Origin of the sequence: Limnoraphis robusta BA-68 BA1 (assembly GCF_034932365.1) — a bacterium.
Classification (GTDB): domain Bacteria; phylum Cyanobacteriota; class Cyanobacteriia; order Cyanobacteriales; family Microcoleaceae; genus Capilliphycus; species Capilliphycus robustus.
Genome location: NZ_JAYGHR010000003.1, coordinates 109,739 through 129,677 on the forward strand (window position 1 = coordinate 109,739; position 19,939 = coordinate 129,677).

Sequence of the window (19,939 nt, forward strand, 5' to 3'; positions counted from 1 at the left end):
TCTTGTCGTTCAAGTGCATCGCAAATGTCAGATATGTTTAACCTCAAAGCTATCTTGTTCTCAATGCGTAAAAGATTGACCCGGAATTCTAAAACAGATTTAACCATTTTGAGCTTACATCAAGTGATTCAGCATCAAAATCAAATGTTACAACAACTGCAATCTGAAAATCAAGAGTTGAGACAGTTGGCAAATTTAGATGAACTTACTAGACTCGCTAACCGTCGTAAATTTTATGCTTATCTCTATGAACAATGGGAACAATGTAGCCAACAACCCTTATCGGTGATTCTCTGTGATGTTGATTTTTTCAAACCTTACAATGATACTTATGGTCATATTGCCGGAGATATCACTTTAAAACAAATTGCTGACGCGACTCAAAAAGCTGTTCAAGAAATTCTCGATCCCAATAGCTTTCTTGTGGCTCGTTATGGAGGTGAAGAATTTGCAGTGATTCTTCCTCAGTTAAATACTCAACAAGCCATGCAGATTGCAGAACATATTCGTCAGCAAGTGGCGGCTCTCCAAATTCCTCACGCACAGTCAAAAATTAGCTCATTTGTAACCCTGAGTTTGGGTGTAGCCAGCCGGAAACCCAATGATGAATTCTCGGCTTTAGAACTTTTAATGGATGCGGATCGTGCTTTGTATAAAGCCAAATCAAAAGGACGTAACCGCGTGGGGTATAGTTCCCATTTACAGAGTTGTGAAACGACTACTTTTTGTTCCTGCTGTGAACAAGCCTGAAGTTGAAATCGTGAGTGTTATATTAGATTGATCCCCTCAAGTGATCATCCTCAATGTAATTTTAAGGCGAGACTTTGAGAGAACATCTACCTCTTCCTCACGCAAACTACAATAAGATATCGGTAAAATATATTAGTTTTAAATTCATTTAAAAGTCGCACAATTAATGTTTTAATTTTAATTAAAATTGCTATTTTACTCATTTTAAATTGGATTAACTCTAAATTGACTGACGACTTCAGGGCGACGATTAATAATTGCAGCCGGAATGGTTTCAACCTCCTCTTCAGTATAGGGTTCAATTCCATAAACGGTGACTTGTAACTGTTGAGTTTGCGGATCAATGACAAATTCAGTCCAGCCAAATGTATGAGCCGCTACATAGCCTCCCTGAATTAATTCAGCATCAATTTCTGACTCTTCTAAGCCAATCGGATCATAACCAAAAGAAACAATTCTATTATCTAAAACCTCTTGAATAAACTCATCTTTTTGAAAACGAAGATCTAAACCAGAATAAATATCTTTAAGTTCAGGAGATAATAAATCATCCGGTGTTAACGCTACTGTAGCCACCCCAAACGGCGCCGCTATCTGTTCATTGTCTAACTCTAACTGTACCGCAGTCGGTTCGACGGTAATTTCAAAGGCATTGGTGGAAATTTGCGGCTGTTCAAAACCTGTTTGATAAGTTAGATTATTCACAATTGTACCATTGGCTTGTCCTGAAACAAACACCACATTATTAATATTATTTTCATCAATAAACCTTAATAACTCATTGCGTTCATCTGCGTAACCTTCCCACCGATCCTCCGCTTCAAAAAAGCCTAAATTCTGCATCGGAACTGGAGAAAAAACAAATTTCCAAGTAATTCCCGCCGCCTCTGAACCTAACAAATCATTTTTCAACTCTTCTAATTGTGCTTCTCCCAATAACGTTCTATCTGGGGTAAATGTTTGCTCGATAAATTGATTAATTTGTCCCTCTGTGGGAACATCAGGAAGCGGAAATAATGATTCATCTCTAAACGAACGAACATCTAAAATAAACGCCGCCGCATCTTTTCCATAAGGAATTGCACGATAAAGTTTTTGTTGATTTGCGGTGCGAGAATCTCCGGTTTCTCCATAGAATAAATTCCGTAAGGGTTGAGACTCAATAAACGAATTTAACGCCGTTTCAAACAAAGGCGTATCATTGACAAATTCTCCTTCTGTTCCAAAAATAGCCTGAGTTAATAAACGACTCGTTGGCGCGACTCCTCCCGCAAAATTATTAATTAAATTCTGATCATCCCAAACTGCATAAATCGGCGTTGATGATCCTAAATTTGCTAACGGATTAATTCCAGCCCGTTGAGACACTGTTTCATTATATTTTGTGTTAAAATCAACTTCAGTAATCGCTTGAGAAACTCTCGGCAAATCCGGCGATACGGTATCCGCAGAAATCGTATCACCCAGTTGGATAAAAAAGTCTAAATTGCGTTCAGGAACGTTAATTAAAGACGGATAAGGGGCTAATTCACCTTGCACGGTTCCACTCACGCCAAACCTTAATCCCCGTTGAACTTCTAGAGGCGGAACGGTTCTAAAACTTCCCACTTCGCTAGTTCCTAAAGCATTGGTAACGCGATAAAAATATTGAGTTCCCGGTGCTAAATTCCCCACTTCAATTTTAACTGGAGTCACAACATTATTAATCGGTTGGGTTTGTGATGTTATAATTTGATTAAAGTTGGGATCGGTTGCAACATCAAACTCAATCTCTCCCGGAACTGTGCTACGAGTTAATAGAATTGCCGAATTTTGTGTAACATCTCCCACCGCAACTTGGTTGGGAAACGGTGAATTATCCGGCGATAAAAATGCACTAAAATCTCTATTTTGAGTCGCACCAATATCGAGATAATGTTGAATTCCTGTCAGTTCATCTCGTACAACTGCAACGGCTACATCCGGGTTTTGAGATAAATAATAATTGGAATTATATAAAAGACTGGGAGGGCGATCTTCAAATTGACCAAATTTAACAAAGTGTTCAATCGCTGTTAAAACACCCTCGTTTACGGCTGTACTCACATCGGGATTTTGCGTTAAATAAAACTGCGTATCAAATAATATACTGGGGTTGCGTCTTTCAAATTGACCAAATTCGATAAAATGTTGAAAGCCATTATTAATAATCCCTTGCGTTACCGCATCCCGAATGGTTGGGTTAGCCGCTAAATAATCCAATTCATTATATAATGGACTCGGTTGGCGGACTTGAAACTGACCTGACTCAATAAAATGATCAAATCCACTTTCAATGATCCCCGCTTCCACCGCCGCTTTGACATCGGGATTATTTGCCAAATAAAAGGCTTCATTAAACAGATCTTCTGCATTTAACATAGTGGAAAAATAGGGAATTTTAGACGGGGATCATCTAGACAGTTACCAGTGAACAGTGATAACTGTAAAAACTGGTAACTAATAACTAATAACTGTAAACTGTAAAAACTGGTCACTGGTTACTGTAAACTGTAAACTGTAAAAGCTGGTTACTGTAAACTGTTTAAAGCGATCGCTGTGCGATGACGAGGGCTATTATAATTTAAAGTGACAAGTTGAAAACCCGCATCTGTTAACGTTTGTTCTAAATTTAAACTAAAATATTCATCTAAATAGGGTTCAGTGCTTTTGAGTAACGTAAAAACATAAGGAGGCATTCGAGAAATGACTTCAGATTTAGGGTTCATATCCATAACTGCAATATAACCCCCCGGACGCAATAATCGTTTAGCTTCTTGAAAAATGTGTTGAGTCGCAACTTGCGGCAATTCGTGACAAACTAAACACAATGATACTAAATCAAAACTCTTTTCCGGTAAATTAGTGGCTTCTGCGGGCGCATGAACCCAAGTGGGTTGAGGATATCCTTGTTGCTGCCATTTTGGACTATTATATTGAGCAACAGCTAAAAAATAGGGCGACAAATCAACTCCGGTAATATTTGCTTGGGGATAAAGCTGTTGCAGGGAAAAGGTACTCATTCCCACACTGCATCCCAAGTCTACAATATCCTGTAAATTTGTCGGTAACGAAGCCCGTAAAACGTCGTTGTAACTCTGACGCAGACGGTGATCCCCGTCAACGCCCGCTTCGGGCCAGATTTTGGCATGAACCGCATAGGCGGCGACTTCGACTTCTACTGCGGCTTGCCAACTCAAATTTCCTTCATCGTAAGCATGAAACGGACGAAGGTAATATTCAGGATAGTTTAATTGGGGATTGTGGACTTGAGAAAATTCTGTATCCCAATTGCGTAAAAGTAGGGTTTGGGCTTGTTGACGCCAGGGGACACCCAGTTTTTCCGCCCGGTTGATCATCATCTGACGGGCTTGATGTTTGGCAAAATTAAATAAAGGTTTAACCGCGAGAAATCCATTAACTAAACGGGATGCGAGTCCGGGTTGAGAAGTTGTGCTGACAGTCATGCTTGTTTTTCACGTCTTTTAAACTCAACCCTATAGTTTGTCATCCAAACGGTCAACCTGGCAACTGCTATCGAAAACTGATATAACACGGTATAAACCGTATTAATGTTTCGTTCCTGCATCACCCCGGACTGTCGGCAGCACCCGGTCAGACAGGCAAATCAGCCGAGAAGCCCTCGGCATAATGTAATAAATTTAGGCTAGCATTCAAATCACGGTCAATGCTTACACCGCAATTCTTACAATTGAAAACTCGTTCTTTCAGTGCTATTTCTTGAACGTGACCGCAGTTTGAACAGGTTTTAGTTGACGGGTAAAATCTATCAGCAAAAACTACAACTGAGCCGTACCACGAAGATTTATACTCAACTTGGCGGCGAATTTCATAAAGAGCAGAATCAGCAATAGCACCCGCTAACTTGTGATTTTTCAACATCCCAGAAACATTCAAGTCTTCTAACCCGATGACTGCGTGATTTTTGCATAGCCATGAGGTAAGTTTATGAATTCCATCTTTTCGGATGTTAGCCACTCTTTGATGTGCTTTTGCCAGTTTCAGTCTAGCTTTATTCCTGTTGTTAGAACCCTTCTGTTTTCTCGAGAGGTCGCGCTGAAGTTTTGCCAGATTTTTTTGAGCTTTTTTGTAGGCTCTGGGATTGGCAAAAACAGTACCATCTGAACAGGTCGCTAAGACCTTAACCCCAACATCAACACCCAGATAAACTCTTGATTTAACAGTCTGTTCTGGCTCAAATTCGTAGGCTACAGACAAATACCAAGAATCAGCGACTCGACTAATTGTGACTCGTTTAGTCTGAATTTCTGGAAGGGGTTCGTAAGTGTTAACCCATCCAATAAAAGGAAGCTTTAATCTCCTCCCTGAAAACCTCATTACTTTGCCACAATTGTCAATAGTAAAGCTATCATTTCTGCCTTTTTTCTTGAACTTAGGATGTTTGGCAACGCCTTGAAAAAAGCGACTGAAAGCTTCCCCTAAGTGCATGAAAGCAAATTGATAAACTCTAGAACTTAGCGTTGACTGCCAGGGATAGTTTGGCTTAATGTGATTGGTGTAGAACTTTTTTAGCTTATTCGTTGAAGGTTTTAAACCCTGTTTGTAAGCTTCATTCCAGAGATTTAAAGCCCAATTCCAAACCCACCTAGAATATCCGGCGTGGGTCGCCATTAAAGTCTTCTGTTTGTTGTTCAGTTTTAACTTGGTATGATAGGCTCGTTGCATAGATCTATTATCTGATCTTACAGATAGTACCGTGTTGTACCATAAATCGTCTACTAAGTTACTGCTCTAGCACATAGTAGGCTGGGTCTAATGAGAGAACTTTCCCTAACTCCCGCGATATTAATGGGGTTTGACTCACCTTAGTCCTGTTAACTTGCGATCGCCGCAATAGAATCGCTATACTCTCTCTGGAGTCCCTTGAGAAAGTTTTGTTGTTGCAAAATCTCAAGCAAATCAATGTCATTTTCCAGTAGACAAGCGTGGCCACTGCTGGGTAAAACCACCAAGCGAGTATGAGGCAGATGTTTCGCTAATAATTTGGCTTCTGTCACCGAAGGAAGTAATAAATCTGACGCACCTGCAATCACCAGCACAGGTTTTTTGAGTTGGCGGAGTCGGTGCGTATCGAGTGTAAAAGATTGCAGTAATTCAAGCCGCCAGGCTGATGTTTGTTGGGGAACAGATTTCATCGTTGTAATCAGGGCTTGGCGATCGGAGGGTGAAATCCGCCCTAAAGACGCCAAAAAAGGCAATAGACCCAGCACAGAAGCCGGATAAAACCATCCCGGCATAGATTGAGTTAAAAATGATCCCCACTGAAGCCAAGGTTGCTGCTTAAAAGATGAAGCGGGATTCACTAAAATCAGTCGCTCCATTAGATGCGGGGCTTTCAGGGCGATATTCAAAGCCAAGCACCCCCCAAAAGATTCTCCACAAATATAAACGGCTCGTTGGGGATTTCGGTTGAGTTCAGCCTTGATCAGTGCGATCGTTCGGGCTGTGAGAGTATTCCAGTTTGAGCGGTCATCTAGGGGAATATTCAGACAGCGAATATCAAAAACATTGGCTAACTGGGGGATCTGTTTGTGCAGCAGTAGACCCGTACCGTCCATTCCCGGTAAAAAGATAAATAACGGTAAATGGGGTTTGGCTGGTGTGGGTTTGAGAAAGCAGATGGTCTTGATACTTTGGTTTTGTTCGACGAACTCACTGGGGATCATTGGATTTTGTCAAGAGCGAGGTTGACGGCTGAAATCGGCTTTCTCAATTGAGCGAACCGATTACTTAAGCGGGTTAATTTTCCACGCCTAAGTGGTTAAACACAGCCCTGATGTAATAAGTTTGCAATTTCATCTTGGCAATATGCTGTTAAATTGGCAACAAGTTCTCGGGCTTGTTTGCCTCGATATTGCTGCTGCTGTTGGGGTTTGATCCAGTAGGGACGACCGATTAAAATATTAGCTCTTTTGTAAATCACCATTGGATGCCAACCGGATTGATCAAAGAGGGGTTCAGAAGGGTCAAACCAACTTAACAGGCGTAACGGGATACCGGAGCGAATCACTTGCTCATCAAAGGCGGCGATCGCCACGGGTAAAATTGCCAGATCATCAACGGGAACTCGCCAAGCGAGGTGAGCAAATCCCCTTTGAAAAGAACCGACATGATTGGCAGATGTGGCTTTGACCATCGGTTGGGCGCCTTCGGGAAATACACCCACCATTTCTTGATTTTGCAACAGTTGACTGGCTTGATGCAAAAAATGTTGGGAGCGCTGGGTGGGTTCTTGTAGGGGAAAAGCCCCTAATGTTGTGACAACATCCCGCAAGATTGGCACTTCACCCATATAGTGATGACAAGCAAAACGAATGGGACGACCTAGAGCGGCGGTTAACACCACTGGATCGAGAAAACTACGATGATTGCTCACGACCAATACCGCACTCCGGCGAGGAATCCGGTCTTCATTGTGCATAAATATTCGCGTTCCCAATGCCGTGAGCAACCAACGCGAAGTTTGCACGGTTTGATCTGAAGACATAATTAAGTATTTTTTTGAGTAGGTCTCAACTTGAGCAAAGGATTGTAATCTTAATATAACTTTACATTATGATCGATTATATCCTTCCCGGGCTGGGAATCCCTTCCCTCATTTTACCAAGTCCCTTCTGCTTTAACTCCCTCAACCTGTTGTTCAAAGACGATTATTCAGTAGAGTGATAACTCTGAACAAAAATTAATAAAGTATTATAATCAGAAAGTTTGGTTGCAGTTAGTAACACTTGTCATTTGCAAAAATAGGACGTTTCTACTGATGTTGAGCAATTAACCCGAGTCAAAAGGTAATCAATTCAGTTTTATCCCTAAGCTATGATGAGAATTAGTTTTGAGTCAATCGACTTTGACCCAATTCAACAATTGCCAAAAATTCACTAGCGGAATGGGTATTGGGCTACTCCGCTATGGAAATTAGTACATTTAACATTAGACAGCCGGAAAGTGGCAAACCCCGCCCTGCTTTCCTCTCCTTCTTAGCGGATCAAGACCCCAGAAGGGATATCCAGCGGGAATATCTAATGAAACCAAAAGAGACAAAAAACTTATTTTCCCTAACGACCCCTCTCTACTATGTTAACGATGTGCCTCATGTGGGGAGTGCCTATACCACAATGGCCGCCGATGCAGTGGCTCGATTTCAACGGCTGCAAGGGAAATCTGTACTCCTGATCACCGGAACTGATGAGCATGGTCAAAAGATTCAGCGCACCGCCGAAAGTCTTAATCGTTCTCCTCAAGACCATTGTGATCAAATTGTCTCTAGCTTTGAAAGTCTGTGGGAAAAACTCGATATTCAATATGATCGCTTTAGCCGGACTACGGCTTCTCGTCATGCTGAGATCGTCAAGGAGTTTTTCGGGCGGGTTTGGGACAAAGGGGATATCTATCTCAGTCAACAACAGGGTTGGTATTGCGTAGCCTGCGAAGAATTCAAAGAGGAACGGGAACTCATTGATCAAAAATACTGCCCCATTCATACGAATAAGCAAGTTGAATGGCGCGATGAGCAGAATTATTTCTTCCGGCTTTCTAAGTACCAAAAGCAACTCGAAGCCCTCTACCAAGAGCGACCTGACTTTATCCAACCCGAAAGTCGTCGGAATGAAGTCGTCAGTTTTGTTAGTCAGGGTTTAGAGGATTTTTCGATTTCCCGTTTGAATGTTGATTGGGGATTTCCTGTTCCGGTTGATCCCAACCAAACGATTTATGTCTGGTTTGATGCGCTTTTAGGTTATATCACCGCTTTACTTGATCCCGACAGTGAACCGACACTGGAGAATGCTTTATCTAAATGGTGGCCGATTAATTTGCATTTGATTGGCAAAGATATCTTGCGTTTTCATGCGGTTTATTGGCCAGCGATGTTAATGTCTGCTGATTTACCCCTGCCCGGTCGTATCTTTGGACACGGATTTCTCACTAAAGATGGTAAGAAGATGGGGAAAAGCTTGGGCAACACACTTAACCCTGTTGAGTTAGTTAGTCAGTTTGGAGCGGATGCAGTTCGCTATTATTTTCTCAAAGAGATAGAATTTGGACAGGACGGTGATTTCAATCTCACGCGGTTTGTCAACACGCTGAATGCTGATTTAGCCAACGACCTGGGGAATTTACTCAATCGAACACTCAGGATGGCTCACAAATACTTTGAAGGTCGCATTCCCAACGTTAGCGGTGCTGCAATTCCAGATGATCATCTTCTCAAATCTTACGCTGCCAATTTAGGCCAAACCGTCGCTCAAGGTTATGAGAGTTTAGCGTTCAGCGAAGTCTGTATTGCGACTTTAAACCTCGTGCAAGCGGGCAATAAATACATTGATGAGCAAGCCCCTTGGACGCTGTATAAGCAAGGAAAGCTAGATTTAGTTGGATCTGTACTTTATTCTGTCCTGGAATCTGTTAGACTAGCAGCTTATCTACTCTCTCCTATTACGCCTAATCTCAGCAATGAGATTTATCAGCAGCTTGGGTTCTCAATTGACTTCAATGACAAAACCACAGTTGAGACAGCAGTCCCCTTTGGGACTCATGCTAGATGGGGAGTATTGCCTGCCGAACAAGCGCTAGCCGAACCTCAACCGGTTTTCCAACGCTTGGAACTGCCAGAAACCGTTTCGTCATAGCCGGGCGCGATCGTTAAGCTTTACTTAAGATAACACATCTGTCTTCAATCTGACGACTTCACAACTCATTCAATAAACAATCCTTCGATAATAAACGAGGTATAAGAATCATGTTTAATCCCCTGAAAAACGGCGAAATTTTTACGCCTGAACAAGTTCTCGAAAATCGAGGCCGGGTTGCTATCTTTATTGATGGTTCCAATCTATTCTATGCGGCTTTGCAACTGGGCATGGAGATTGACTACACTAAATTGTTGTGTCGGTTGACTGGGGGATCACGGTTATTGCGTTCATTTTTCTATACGGGTGTTGATCGCACCAATGAAAAACAGCAAGGGTTTCTCTTGTGGATGCGTCGCAATGGCTACCGGGTGATCGCCAAAGATTTAGTTCAACTTCCCGATGGCTCTAAAAAAGCGAATTTGGATGTAGAAATTGCGGTGGATATGCTGGCTTTAGTCGGTTCCTACGACACGGCGGTTTTGGTTAGTGGAGATGGAGATCTCGCCTACGCCGTTGACTGTGTGAGCTATAGAGGAGTACGGGTGGAAGTCGTGAGTTTGCGATCAATGACCAGTGATAGTTTAATTAACGTTGCCGATCGCTATATTGATCTCGAAAATATCAAGGAAGATATTCAGAAAAATCCTCGCAGCCCTAACAGCTATCCCTACCGTCCACTGTCCAGTATGAGTTTAATGGATCATCGCCAAATGGAGGGATCGTGAGATCACGAGCATGAATAGCAGGTGGGGATTTTTCAAATCGATCACGGTTAGAAATCAAGCTCAACCTCAACTTTTCCCGAGTATTAGCAGTCCTTTTTCTCGGGGAATTTTGGGGGTTGTGCTTGGGATCACGATTTTAGCAGGAGTTTCAGGCTGTACTCCCCCAGAGCTACCTGAAAATGAGGTCACTGAGACTCAACCTGCACCCGAAGAGGAATTTGACAATAGTTTGACCCTGGATGATGTTACCCTCGAACAGGCCAACGAGAAGGGGGAATTATTGTGGCGAGTCCAGTCCAACCAAGCAAGCTACAGTAAAGACAATCGCATTGCCAAGGTGACTAAGCCCGTTGGTGAACTGTTTCGCGATGGCAAACTGCTCTACAAAGTGCAAGCTGAAGTCGGAGAAGTTTATCAAGATAACAAACGGATTGTCTTACGCGATAACATTGTTGCTACCGATATGGATCAGGGCTTAGTGTTGCGCGGAAATTTTTTAGAGTGGATCGTCGATCAGGAAATTTTGGTTGTTCGCAATGGAGTAACCGGAGAACACAAAGATCTGAATTTCCTTGCTTCTGAAGTACAAGCGTTTAACCGAGAAAAACGGATCGAGTTTTGGAATCAGGTGACGGTTAATGTCAAAGATCCAGTTGTTCAATTACGCACGGATCATGTGATTTGGGAATGGGATCAAGAAAAACTGATTGCGGATCGGCGGGTGGAAGTCGATCGTTATCAGGATGAAACCGTTACGGATAGGGGTGTAGCCGGGGAAGCGATCATTGATCTGAAAACTCAATTCGCTGACCTGAAGAAAAATGTTCAAGTTGCGCTTTCAGAACCGCCTCTGCAAATTGCTAGTAATCAGATCAAATGGCATTATGAAGATGGAAAAATCGGCTCTCCCCAAGCCATTACGATTATCCATCGAGAGGAACAAGTGACGGTCACAGCGAACCAGGGATGGGGCGATCTCAAAGAAGAACAGTTCGATCTGGTGGGAAATGTAGTCGGGATCGGCCAAAAACGTCAATCTCAATTAAATACAGAGCAATTAACTTGGTCTGTCTCTCAACAACAGTTTCAGGCTCAAGGAAATGTTGTCTACCGTCAGATCGATCCCCCTTTGACTTTAATGGGGGATCAAGCGGTCGGTCAGTTTAGCAATGATACCATTGTCGTCAGCAGGGGTTCTAGTGGGGGTCAGGTGGTGACAGAGTTTGTTCCCTAGTGGTATTAGATGCAATTTCTAACCCGATGACTGCGTGGTTTTTGCAGAGCCATGAGGTTAACTTTTGACATCCTCCCCGTCGTAAACAACGGGGATTCCCAGCAGAAGACTATTTCAAAATATCAAATATTGATAATTGAACAGCATTCTCTAGGTGGGTTGACGTTTCACGGGCTGCTGCTTCAATAACCGAAGTCTCACGCCTGCCTCCGCGTCCGTTTAGGCTCTCCGAAAGTCCTCCGGCGAGTAAAATATTTGAGGCGGCATTACCGTCTCTGTCGTGAACTGCACCACAGTTCAAGCAAGTCCATTCCCGAACAGAAAGGTCTAATTTACCACCTTTAAAGCCGCAGCACGAACATCTTTGAGTAGTCGGCTCCCAACGGCTAATTACTCTAAATTCTCTGCCATACTTTTCGGCTTTACCTTCAAGAAGGGTTCTAAATTGTCTCCACCCTAAATCACTAATTGCTTTGGAAAGTTTACGATTTTTGACCATTCCTGACACATTCAAATCTTCCAGAACAATCACTTGGTTTTCGATGATTATTTGGGTTGATAGTTTGTGGAGAAAGTCTTTGCGGGTGTCCTTCATTTGGGCGTAGATTTTAGCTTCAACCAATAATTGACTATTATAGCAGAAGTCAGGAGACACCGAGACAGAATTGAAACCTTTATAATAAAAGGATTTGACAGAAAAACAGTGTCCTAATCAAAGGCTTCGACTGCTATAGCGCTACGCGCAAGTCAGAAGTCAGAAGTCAGAAGCGCAAAGTGCGGTGAGTGCAGCGCGGTCTTGGGGTTTCCCCAAGTGGAGCGACTGCCGAACCCGGAGGGTCTTGGGGGTTTCCCCCACGCAGCACCTTTGCCACGAGAGTCAGAAGTAGACTACAGCAGGCTTTCAGCTTCTTAAAAAGTTTGGCGGGAACGTCCGGTATAAACGCCTGGGGAGACCCCAGGCGACACGGACTCCGGAAACCGACACCGCCACGGCAGTTGCTCCACTTGGGGAGACCCCAAGACCGCACTGCCTCAACTTTTCGCTTTTACTAATGTCCTAACCATAATGCGTAGTGCTATATAACTGAAAAAGTTGGGTTTCACAATGTTCAACCCAACCTACTCTAGGAATGCGTTTTAATATCCGTTTCCGATTATTTTGCCATCTTAGCTGAACCGGGATTTCGCCAAGACACTTTGGGTAAAATTTCGTTCTTGTCAACCCGATTCTTATATTTCATTGCAAAGTTCAACAACGAATCTAACAGGGAATCAGACAGATAATGAGGTTGTAATCCCAAATCCAACAAATTGGTATTTTTGGCGTTGAAATAATGATTTTCTAGTTCAACCCGGGGATTTTCCATATTTTGAATATCAACATCTAACCCCACTGCATTTCCGGCTTTCTTCACCATCATGGCTAAATCGCCAACGCTAAACATTTCGGTAAACTGGTTAAAGACACGGAATTGACCGGGTTCTGCGGGAGTCGCAATCGCTAATTCCACACAACGAACCGTATCCCGAATATCAAGAAATGCCCTAGTTTGTCCGCCTTTGCCATAAACGGTAAGCGGATGACCAATAGCGGCTTGAATACAGAAACGGTTTAAAGCAGTTCCAAATACACCATCATAGTCGAGACGATTAATCAACATTTCATCCATCCCGGTTTCATCGGTGAGAACCCCATAAACCACCCCTTGGTTTAAATCCGTCGCCCGTAGACCCCAGATTTTACACGCAAAATGGATATTATGGCTATCGTGAACCTTTGACAAATGATAGAAACTTCCGGGTTGCTTGGGATAGGGTAAAGTATCCTTACGCCCGTTGTGTTCAATGGTGATATAACCTTCTTCGATATCAATATTCGGAGTCCCGTATTCACCCATCGTTCCCAGTTTCACCAGATGACTGTCGGGGAAATGTTCGCGCATTGCGTATAAAATATTCAAAGTTCCCACGACGTTGTTAACTTGGGTGAGAACCGCGTGTTCCCGGTCTATCATGGAAAAGGGCGCTGACCGTTGTTCTCCGAAGTGAACAATCGCTTCCGGTTCAAACTCGAGTAAACTATCGAGCAGGAAGCTATAGTCGTTGATATCGCCCACATACAGGTCGATAGACTTCCCCGTTAAATCTTTCCAGCGTTGAATGCGTTGATGAATGGGTGCGATTGGGGTTAGGGTATCAATACAAAGCTGTTGATCCCAGTGTCGCCGGACTAAGTTATCTAATATCCCAACTTCATAGCCTCGGTTGGATAAATGGAGGGCTGTCGCCCAACCGCAGTAGCCATCACCACCAATTACCAGAACTTTCATAAACTCAATTGCATCTCGGTTTGCTGATACTGGGTTAATGTATCAGGAATTGGTACCCTGTGGACTGTTTTGTTTAAGTTGATTAAATTTTGACTTCTGACGCGAAACTCGCCCAACGCACAAATTCAAAGGGTCCGGCGACTGATCCCCAAATATGTTCATCGGTTTCGGGGTCTCGTCCTCGGTCATGGCTAACCATGCGGTTTTCATAGACTTCAAACCAACTATCGAGATAGGTGAGTTGACCTTTGCGTTCTACCATACACCCTTTTCCGGGTTCGACTTCTGCTTTGAAGCTGTGACCTGTCCAACGGGTGATAAAGCTACAACAGGGGAGTTTTTTGATTTGTTCCCGTTTGAGGTCTTTGAGGCGTTCTGGTTGACGGGAGGCACCGTAAAATTGGTCTTGGTTATCAATGGCGTAGTTTTCGATCTCGATATAATCTTCCCGAGGAATGAATTTGAGAATTCGCACGCGATAGGGTTGATTCAGGATATAATCATAGGCCTGTTCGAGGTAGAGACTCACTCCGTCTAATAATTCTGTCGGTAACGGACGCATACAGACGCGAATATGCGCGAAAAAGGGCGGGTTTTCAAACGCCTGGGGTTGGTTGCTAAAATCAGAAGCCATCCAACGGGCTAAGGTGGCGATATCGGTTGAATGAGTCATTTTTCAGGAATTCGTAAATTTTTGATTAGGATAGCAAATTCAAGTTTGCTTGAGGCTGAATAACAAAAATTCTGTCGTTTCACTGTCATTCTCACTCATTAACAGTAAACTCTGACTACCATCGGTTAAACGTGGTCCTAATGTCATACTGGTGAGAGGATGGAGGGGAATGTTGAGTTGCTTGAAGTCAAATAACAGTTTTTTCCGCATGGGTTGAACTTTTCCCAATTGTCCGCGTAAACTGGCTATTCTAGAGGTATCGGTGGCATCTCCAGTGAACACTTGATAAATTTGACTCGAGGAGGGCGATCGCTCTAAACTGAGAAAGTAACCGCCTTGATTGAGTGCAACAATATCTGCTAACTGATGAGGTGAGGTTTCATCTGTTTCTAAGGGATAAAGATTTTCGGAGACGAGAAAAGATGCGCGATCGGCGATAACATAATGTAAGATTCGCAGTTTTGTTGCTGTATTAATATCAGTATCTTGAACTAAGGGTGCTGCGGTGGTCACAAATAACCGAAACGGATCTTTTCCACCCGGACTAAAGCCATCCGGTGCAATACTCATCGATTTAAACCCCAAGTTGGCTTGAATTCCTTGTTGTTGTTTTTCGTCTTCAATTGTAGGAATATAACTCGGCGGAATGGGAACGGTATTGCGAAGTTTTCCGGTTTGGAGATCAAATTCTCCAATCAAGGGTAAAGTCTGATTGTCTTCGAGATTTTCTAGGGCGATAAATACTGAGTTTCGGGGGGAAAAGGTGAGGCTTTCGAGGTGAGTTGTTGTTGGGGGCAGAGGTAAACCCGACTGATCTTTGAGAATTGTTTCATTTTCGATATTTACCTGATTTAAGGTAATCTGATCTTCTGAGGATAAATCAAATTTTAGCGTGTAAAATTCTGGGGCATTTTCAGCCAAAGCATAGAAATGTGTTCCCGGTGTTGTACTATCGCTATAGCCGGGAAGTTCGTAGGTAATGGCAGATAGATGACTAATAGAATTATTATTAAATTCGCTAGGTTTAGGGAGTGAATATTCTCCTAAAAAGTCTAGGGAGAAGTCGAGAAATATTCGATCTTCTGCGGAAACTTGAGGTAACGCGCAGGAGGTTAGGAGCGTTAAGAGTAAAATCATCGATCCCACAGACTGAAAGAGACGATGATGCCATTGACGCTGAATCACCTGGTGTTGTGATGCAGTGGGTTTGATGTTGTTGTGTTTGTTCACGATGCTTTTCTCAACCATCGCTGATATTATCCCATGCTTTCGCTTAGGCGTGGGAACACTGTTGAAATAAACTTCCCGGCTGCGATCGCCGATGGGGATTTTTTGTCGAAGTTCAACCTTGCCTTAAGTTCTCGTTTGTGCCAGAATCTATTGCAGTCTGGGCGGTTTGGCTTCTGTGATCTGTTGTGAACAAATCCGCTTTCGTCGCCGTCATCTTAAAATAGGTGACAATATGCCTAAATTGTACCCTATTGACAGTATAAACCATTTTTTCAGATTTTTACTGTTAAATTTAGACAATTTTTAGGAAATCAATTGATTGCTTGATAGAATTCTATGACAGGTAACATAACGCGAATTTGGTGCATTGTATTTTTGACGCTAATCAGTGTAATACTCGGGATAAACAGTAGCAGTTTAACCGCTTTTGCTCAAGATGAAAACAACCCTGAAGCAGAAGAAAATACTCAAGTTCTTGATGAATTTTCACCCAGTCCTTTAGAAAGTACCGAACCTGATCCGTTATTACCGAATCCTCCACCTGTTGGAGAACTATTGAGTGAAACACAACAGGAAAAACTGGCACCTGAATTAGATAAACTGAATGCAGAAGCGTTACTTTTACTCGAACAACAAGATGCTTTTGGTGCGTTTAGTTTATGGAGTCGGGAATTAAGATTACGGCGTTATTTTGGGTTATTACCGGAAATTGCAGCTTTACAACGAGTCGGTTTAATTGCATGGAATAACAGTCAACGTCTCTATCTTAAGTTCCTTGTAGAACGGTTAGAAGCTATTTTACAACAGGTTAACTCTGAAGAAACGTTAAATCTTGAAATATTAGAAGCGTTAGGTACAGCTTTCAAAGAAACTCGGGAAAAAGATTCTGCCATTGAAACTTATCAAATTTTACTCGATTATGCGCGTCAACAGCAAGATCTTCTCAAAGAAGAACAGGCGTTAAGTGAAATGGGTCAAGTTTATCTGAGTTGGTTAGATTATCAGCCAGCAGCGCAAGCCTATGAACAATTATTAGAAACGCAACAACAGATTAAATTATTGCGAAGTGAAGGCATTTTACCGCCACCACCTCCCCCGCAAGTGAATGCAGAAGGTGAAACAGTTAATCAACCGAGTGAAGTCATCTCTCTTCAAGAGTTATCCTTTATTTATGAACAGTTAGATCAACCGTTAAAATCCATCGCCGCTAAAGAACGATTAGTGGGTTACTATTCTCAATTGCAAAATTTACAACCGATTCCGAATTTAAAATTAGCAATTGGTTTAAACTATGAAAAACTCGGTCAATTTCAGCAAGCCAGTCAGAATTATCAAGAGGCTTATACAATAGCTACACCGATTCAGCAACTCGCCAATGCCAGCGATGCCTTGGGGAGATTAGCTCGATTATATCGCGCTCAAAACCAAACTCAAACTGCTCTTGAATTATACCAAGCCCAGTTGTTAATTGAGCAGCAATCCTACAATTTTTATGGAATGATGGATGCTTATGATAACATCGGTCAGATTTATTTTGATCAAAGAGCCTATCAACGAGCTTTAGCGGCTTATCAACAAGGCTTACAAATTGCTCAACAGTTGAAATATCGAGAAGATCATTTCGTTAAACGGATTGAAGTTGTTAATCGACAAATTGCTCCGTAAGGGTTTCGTGACCGATATCGACTTGATCTAAGTGTAATTGATGTTTGAGAAAATCGGGCAATCCTGAACAGTTTTCAAAGGTTGCTCCTTGTAGATCCGTTTGGGTTAAAAAACTACCAAATAAATTGCTATTGACTAAGTTAGCATGAGAAAGATTAGCTTGCGTCAACTCTGCATGGCGAATTGAAGCATAGCTGAGATTGGCTTGAGAGAGGTTTGTTTGTGTTAAATTTGCTCGGGTTAAATCGGCGTGAGACAGGTTAGCCTGAGTTAAATTTGCATGAGAAAAGTTGGTATGTCGCAGGTAGCTATAACTCAGGTTTGTTTCTGGCAATTGGGCGGCGTAGAGGTTAGCGCCACTGAAATTAACTTTCACTAAATTGGCTTGAGAGAGGTTAACGTGGCTTAAACTTGCACGATACAGGTTTGCGCCTCTGAGGTAAGCGTGCTCAAGGTTGGCTTGGTTGAGGTTAACTTGTTTAAGATCGGCATAAGAAAGGTTCGCACCTCGTAAGTCAGCACCTCGTAAATTAGCACCTCGTAAGTTAGCATAACTGAGATTAGCACCTTGTAAATTAGCACCTTTAAGGTTGGCACATTCTAAATTAGCCCGAGATAAATTGGTTTGACTTAAATTCGCAGCATTCAAACTTGCCGCCATTAAATTAGCTGCGTGTAAATTGGCACCTTTGAGGTTGGCATGACCTAATTTTGCACTGGTTAAACTGGCATTGGTGAGGTTTGTTTCTTGGAGATCGGCTCGACGTAAATCGGCTTTTATTAGGCTAGCATCGCTTAAGTCTGCATGATTTAAGTTTGCAATTAAAAGCTGAGTTTCGTTTAAAACAGCACCGCTCAGGTTGGCTAGGGTGAGGTTGGCTAACCGCAAATCTGCTTGAATCAGATCCATTCCTCGTAAATCAGTTTCTCTGAGGTTAGCCCCTTTGAGATCAGCACCACTGAGGTTAAGAATTCTCAGGTTTGTTTGACGTAAATCAGGGCCTTTAAATTGACAAAATAACCGATAGGTGTCTAGTTCTGTCGCTGATTCTTCGCAAGTTTTAGTCTGATTGAGGTTGACTAAATGATATTGAACGTTGGCGGTGAATAGTGTAAAAACGAGATTGAAAACTTCCAAAAATTTGATAAAATGCTGACATTGTTGTTCTTCATAGTTTTGATAGTGTTCAATCAGATTGGCAATACAACATTCTAGATAACCTTGAGCCGATTTACAAACTAAAGTGGTTTTTAGTAACAGAATGACCAGAGTCAGATAGTTTCCCCGTTCAACTAATAAAGTAAACGGGGCGGAAGGAGATTGATTATTTTCGGTGGTTAGCAGTCTAACTAATTGTTTGCAGGTTTTGGAGATTTGAGTCTTAGTGATGGTTTTTAAATTATTTTGAGAGTCAAATTTATGGAGTTTGAAATGCAAAGTCTCTCGAATATGATTGGCTGGATATCGAGAACAAACATGAAGCATTAAATAGTTGAGAAGGCTTTCTTTGAAATCTTCATAGTTAAAGTTTTGCGTCTGTTCTAAAAAGATATCTGCTTGATGAGCATAACTTAAAACACGCTCAGTCGAGATTGTTTTTTTGATTAAATTAATCGCTTCGTCCCCTAATTGAGTCGGGTTAGTAGGTTTTTGGGTTTGTGATCCTGGACATTGAGAACGCGCCACATACATGGCAAGATCAAATTTATATTTATCTTTGAGTTGTTGTGCTAAGTTGGCTGTAACTTTGTGTTGGACTTGAGATTGACTGCGATTAATTTGGGTTGATAATAAATAAGAACGATAGCGGTTGACCCATTGTGTGTCTGAGTTTAAAGCATAGTTCCGAATCTCTTGATAATCTTGAGTTTGTAAGAAGTTATAAGTCCATTTTCTCAGAAGGTTGACACTCGGAGAAATTCGTTCTTCTTGATAGTTTGCAGATTCGATGCGTTCAAATAGAGCTTCTGTGAATTCCTGTTGTTTGTTAATTGTCCAGTTATTAATTAATATGTAAAATGATTGTTTGATTGTGGCTGAAAAGATGGACTGGCTCTGATCAATAACGATGCGATTTAAAGCTTGATTGACTGCCTCATTTTGAGTACAGTTTAAATTGACAAAAATTTGTTCAAATTCATCAATGACTTTCTCGGGAATCCATTGATTAACAATTTGAATCATAAATTGACAGATTGACACTTGCAACTGCTCAGTTTTAGAATAAAAATCAGAGTTATGCAACGTTGAATCTGTATAAGAAAGATAACTTTCTTGAGTTGCTTTATTGATCACAGTAGAAGCCCCTTAGTAGATTGAATCCTGATGGATTATTAGTCACTCTAATCAATTCTGTACATAGTATAAGCTATGTGAGGCTTGATCCCTGATAAATCTTTTGAAATCTTTAAGATTATTTACCTGAATTAATAACTCAACGTTGTAAATTTTTTCTATTTTAATCCTTCTCAAGTTGCTACAATAAAGCAAGAGAAACCCCCAATCAACCTCCCACACTTAAACCCTCACAATCAACAAGGTTAATCAAACACCAACTCCAATCAATCAGAAGGGCACCGGGTAAGGGTAAACAACTCTGTAACTCAACAGAACCATTCAATAGAGCAAGTTGTGTCTGCAA

At 42.0% G+C, this 19,939-nt stretch carries 15 protein-coding genes; 5 read left to right on the forward strand and 10 right to left on the reverse strand.

What is annotated here, in order from left to right; genetic code table 11:
• The first annotated feature begins 63 nt into the window (after positions 1 to 63).
• The gene (locus tag VB836_RS02710; protein ID WP_160315438.1) at positions 64 to 750 is read left to right on the forward strand and encodes a GGDEF domain-containing protein; all 687 of its coding nucleotides are present in this window, start codon (positions 64 to 66) and stop codon (positions 748 to 750) included.
• A gap of 204 nt (positions 751 to 954) precedes the next feature.
• Here VB836_RS02710 and VB836_RS02715 read toward each other — a convergent pair whose 3' ends face one another.
• From VB836_RS02715 to VB836_RS02735, 5 genes are all read right to left on the reverse strand, one after another.
• Entirely contained in the window at positions 955 to 3,150 is a 2,196-nt protein-coding gene (locus VB836_RS02715) for an alkaline phosphatase D family protein (RefSeq protein ID WP_046279008.1), read from the reverse strand.
• Positions 3,151 to 3,299: 149 nt separating this feature from the next.
• Positions 3,300 to 4,235, reverse strand: a complete 936-nt coding sequence (locus VB836_RS02720; RefSeq protein ID WP_323217879.1) for a methyltransferase domain-containing protein — start codon at positions 4,233 to 4,235, stop codon at positions 3,300 to 3,302.
• A 148-nt stretch (positions 4,236 to 4,383) separates the two neighbouring features.
• Positions 4,384 to 5,475 carry an RNA-guided endonuclease InsQ/TnpB family protein gene (locus VB836_RS02725; RefSeq protein ID WP_323217880.1) on the reverse strand — a complete coding sequence of 364 codons (1,092 nt, stop codon included), beginning with the start codon at positions 5,473 to 5,475 and terminating at the stop codon, positions 4,384 to 4,386.
• Between the two features lie 149 nt (positions 5,476 to 5,624).
• The gene (locus tag VB836_RS02730; protein WP_200906375.1) at positions 5,625 to 6,476 is read right to left on the reverse strand and encodes an alpha/beta fold hydrolase; all 852 of its coding nucleotides are present in this window, start codon (positions 6,474 to 6,476) and stop codon (positions 5,625 to 5,627) included.
• Between the two features lie 95 nt (positions 6,477 to 6,571).
• Entirely contained in the window at positions 6,572 to 7,297 is a 726-nt protein-coding gene (locus VB836_RS02735) for a lysophospholipid acyltransferase family protein (RefSeq protein WP_323217881.1), read from the reverse strand.
• 535 nt (positions 7,298 to 7,832) lie between these two features.
• On the opposite strand from VB836_RS02735, the gene metG reads away from it, so the two are divergent.
• The 3 genes from metG (at position 7,833) to lptC (ending at position 11,399) form a co-directional block, all read left to right on the forward strand.
• Positions 7,833 to 9,437 carry a methionine--tRNA ligase gene (gene metG / locus VB836_RS02740; protein ID WP_323217882.1) on the forward strand — a complete coding sequence of 535 codons (1,605 nt, stop codon included), beginning with the start codon at positions 7,833 to 7,835 and terminating at the stop codon, positions 9,435 to 9,437.
• Between the two features lie 110 nt (positions 9,438 to 9,547).
• The gene (locus VB836_RS02745; protein WP_046279004.1) at positions 9,548 to 10,165 is read left to right on the forward strand and encodes a LabA-like NYN domain-containing protein; all 618 of its coding nucleotides are present in this window, start codon (positions 9,548 to 9,550) and stop codon (positions 10,163 to 10,165) included.
• 10 nt (positions 10,166 to 10,175) lie between these two features.
• Positions 10,176 to 11,399 (forward strand): LPS export ABC transporter periplasmic protein LptC, encoded by a 1,224-nt coding sequence (gene lptC, locus VB836_RS02750; RefSeq protein ID WP_323217883.1) that lies wholly within the window; start codon positions 10,176 to 10,178, stop codon positions 11,397 to 11,399.
• A gap of 109 nt (positions 11,400 to 11,508) precedes the next feature.
• Here lptC and VB836_RS02755 read toward each other — a convergent pair whose 3' ends face one another.
• The 4 genes from VB836_RS02755 to VB836_RS02770 all read right to left on the reverse strand — a co-directional run bounded on the left by VB836_RS02755 (position 11,509) and on the right by VB836_RS02770 (position 15,650).
• On the reverse strand, positions 11,509 to 12,054 hold the full coding sequence (locus VB836_RS02755) for an RNA-guided endonuclease TnpB family protein (RefSeq protein WP_323217884.1): 546 nt from the start codon (positions 12,052 to 12,054) through the stop codon (positions 11,509 to 11,511).
• A gap of 499 nt (positions 12,055 to 12,553) precedes the next feature.
• Positions 12,554 to 13,729, reverse strand: a complete 1,176-nt coding sequence (locus tag VB836_RS02760; protein WP_323217885.1) for an NAD-dependent epimerase/dehydratase family protein — start codon at positions 13,727 to 13,729, stop codon at positions 12,554 to 12,556.
• Between the two features lie 82 nt (positions 13,730 to 13,811).
• On the reverse strand, positions 13,812 to 14,402 hold the full coding sequence (locus tag VB836_RS02765) for a chromophore lyase CpcT/CpeT (RefSeq protein WP_323217886.1): 591 nt from the start codon (positions 14,400 to 14,402) through the stop codon (positions 13,812 to 13,814).
• Between the two features lie 39 nt (positions 14,403 to 14,441).
• A complete protein-coding gene (locus VB836_RS02770; RefSeq protein ID WP_323217887.1) occupies positions 14,442 to 15,650 on the reverse strand; it encodes an esterase-like activity of phytase family protein in 1,209 nt (402 codons plus the stop codon).
• A 318-nt stretch (positions 15,651 to 15,968) separates the two neighbouring features.
• Between VB836_RS02770 and VB836_RS02775 the strand changes: the two genes are divergently transcribed.
• On the forward strand, positions 15,969 to 17,297 hold the full coding sequence (locus VB836_RS02775) for a tetratricopeptide repeat protein (protein ID WP_323217888.1): 1,329 nt from the start codon (positions 15,969 to 15,971) through the stop codon (positions 17,295 to 17,297).
• Here VB836_RS02775 and VB836_RS02780 read toward each other — a convergent pair.
• Entirely contained in the window at positions 17,275 to 19,482 is a 2,208-nt protein-coding gene (locus VB836_RS02780) for a pentapeptide repeat-containing protein (RefSeq protein WP_323217889.1), read from the reverse strand. The genes VB836_RS02775 and VB836_RS02780 overlap by 23 nt on opposite strands.
• Positions 19,483 to 19,939 lie beyond the last annotated feature (457 nt).

Coding starts and splice junctions, on each gene's coding strand:
- VB836_RS02710 (WP_160315438.1), top strand. CDS start 64: ATGCGTAAAAGATTGACCCGGAATTCTAAAACAGATTTAACCATTTTG.
- VB836_RS02715 (WP_046279008.1), bottom strand. CDS start 3,150: ATGTTAAATGCAGAAGATCTGTTTAATGAAGCCTTTTATTTGGCAAAT.
- VB836_RS02720 (WP_323217879.1), bottom strand. CDS start 4,235: ATGACTGTCAGCACAACTTCTCAACCCGGACTCGCATCCCGTTTAGTT.
- VB836_RS02725 (WP_323217880.1), bottom strand. CDS start 5,475: ATGCAACGAGCCTATCATACCAAGTTAAAACTGAACAACAAACAGAAG.
- VB836_RS02730 (WP_200906375.1), bottom strand. CDS start 6,476: ATGATCCCCAGTGAGTTCGTCGAACAAAACCAAAGTATCAAGACCATC.
- VB836_RS02735 (WP_323217881.1), bottom strand. CDS start 7,297: ATGTCTTCAGATCAAACCGTGCAAACTTCGCGTTGGTTGCTCACGGCA.
- metG (WP_323217882.1), top strand. CDS start 7,833: ATGAAACCAAAAGAGACAAAAAACTTATTTTCCCTAACGACCCCTCTC.
- VB836_RS02745 (WP_046279004.1), top strand. CDS start 9,548: ATGTTTAATCCCCTGAAAAACGGCGAAATTTTTACGCCTGAACAAGTT.
- lptC (WP_323217883.1), top strand. CDS start 10,176: ATGAATAGCAGGTGGGGATTTTTCAAATCGATCACGGTTAGAAATCAA.
- VB836_RS02760 (WP_323217885.1), bottom strand. CDS start 13,729: ATGAAAGTTCTGGTAATTGGTGGTGATGGCTACTGCGGTTGGGCGACA.
- VB836_RS02765 (WP_323217886.1), bottom strand. CDS start 14,402: ATGACTCATTCAACCGATATCGCCACCTTAGCCCGTTGGATGGCTTCT.
- VB836_RS02770 (WP_323217887.1), bottom strand. CDS start 15,650: ATGGTTGAGAAAAGCATCGTGAACAAACACAACAACATCAAACCCACT.
- VB836_RS02775 (WP_323217888.1), top strand. CDS start 15,969: ATGACAGGTAACATAACGCGAATTTGGTGCATTGTATTTTTGACGCTA.
- VB836_RS02780 (WP_323217889.1), bottom strand. CDS start 19,482: ATGATTCAAATTGTTAATCAATGGATTCCCGAGAAAGTCATTGATGAA.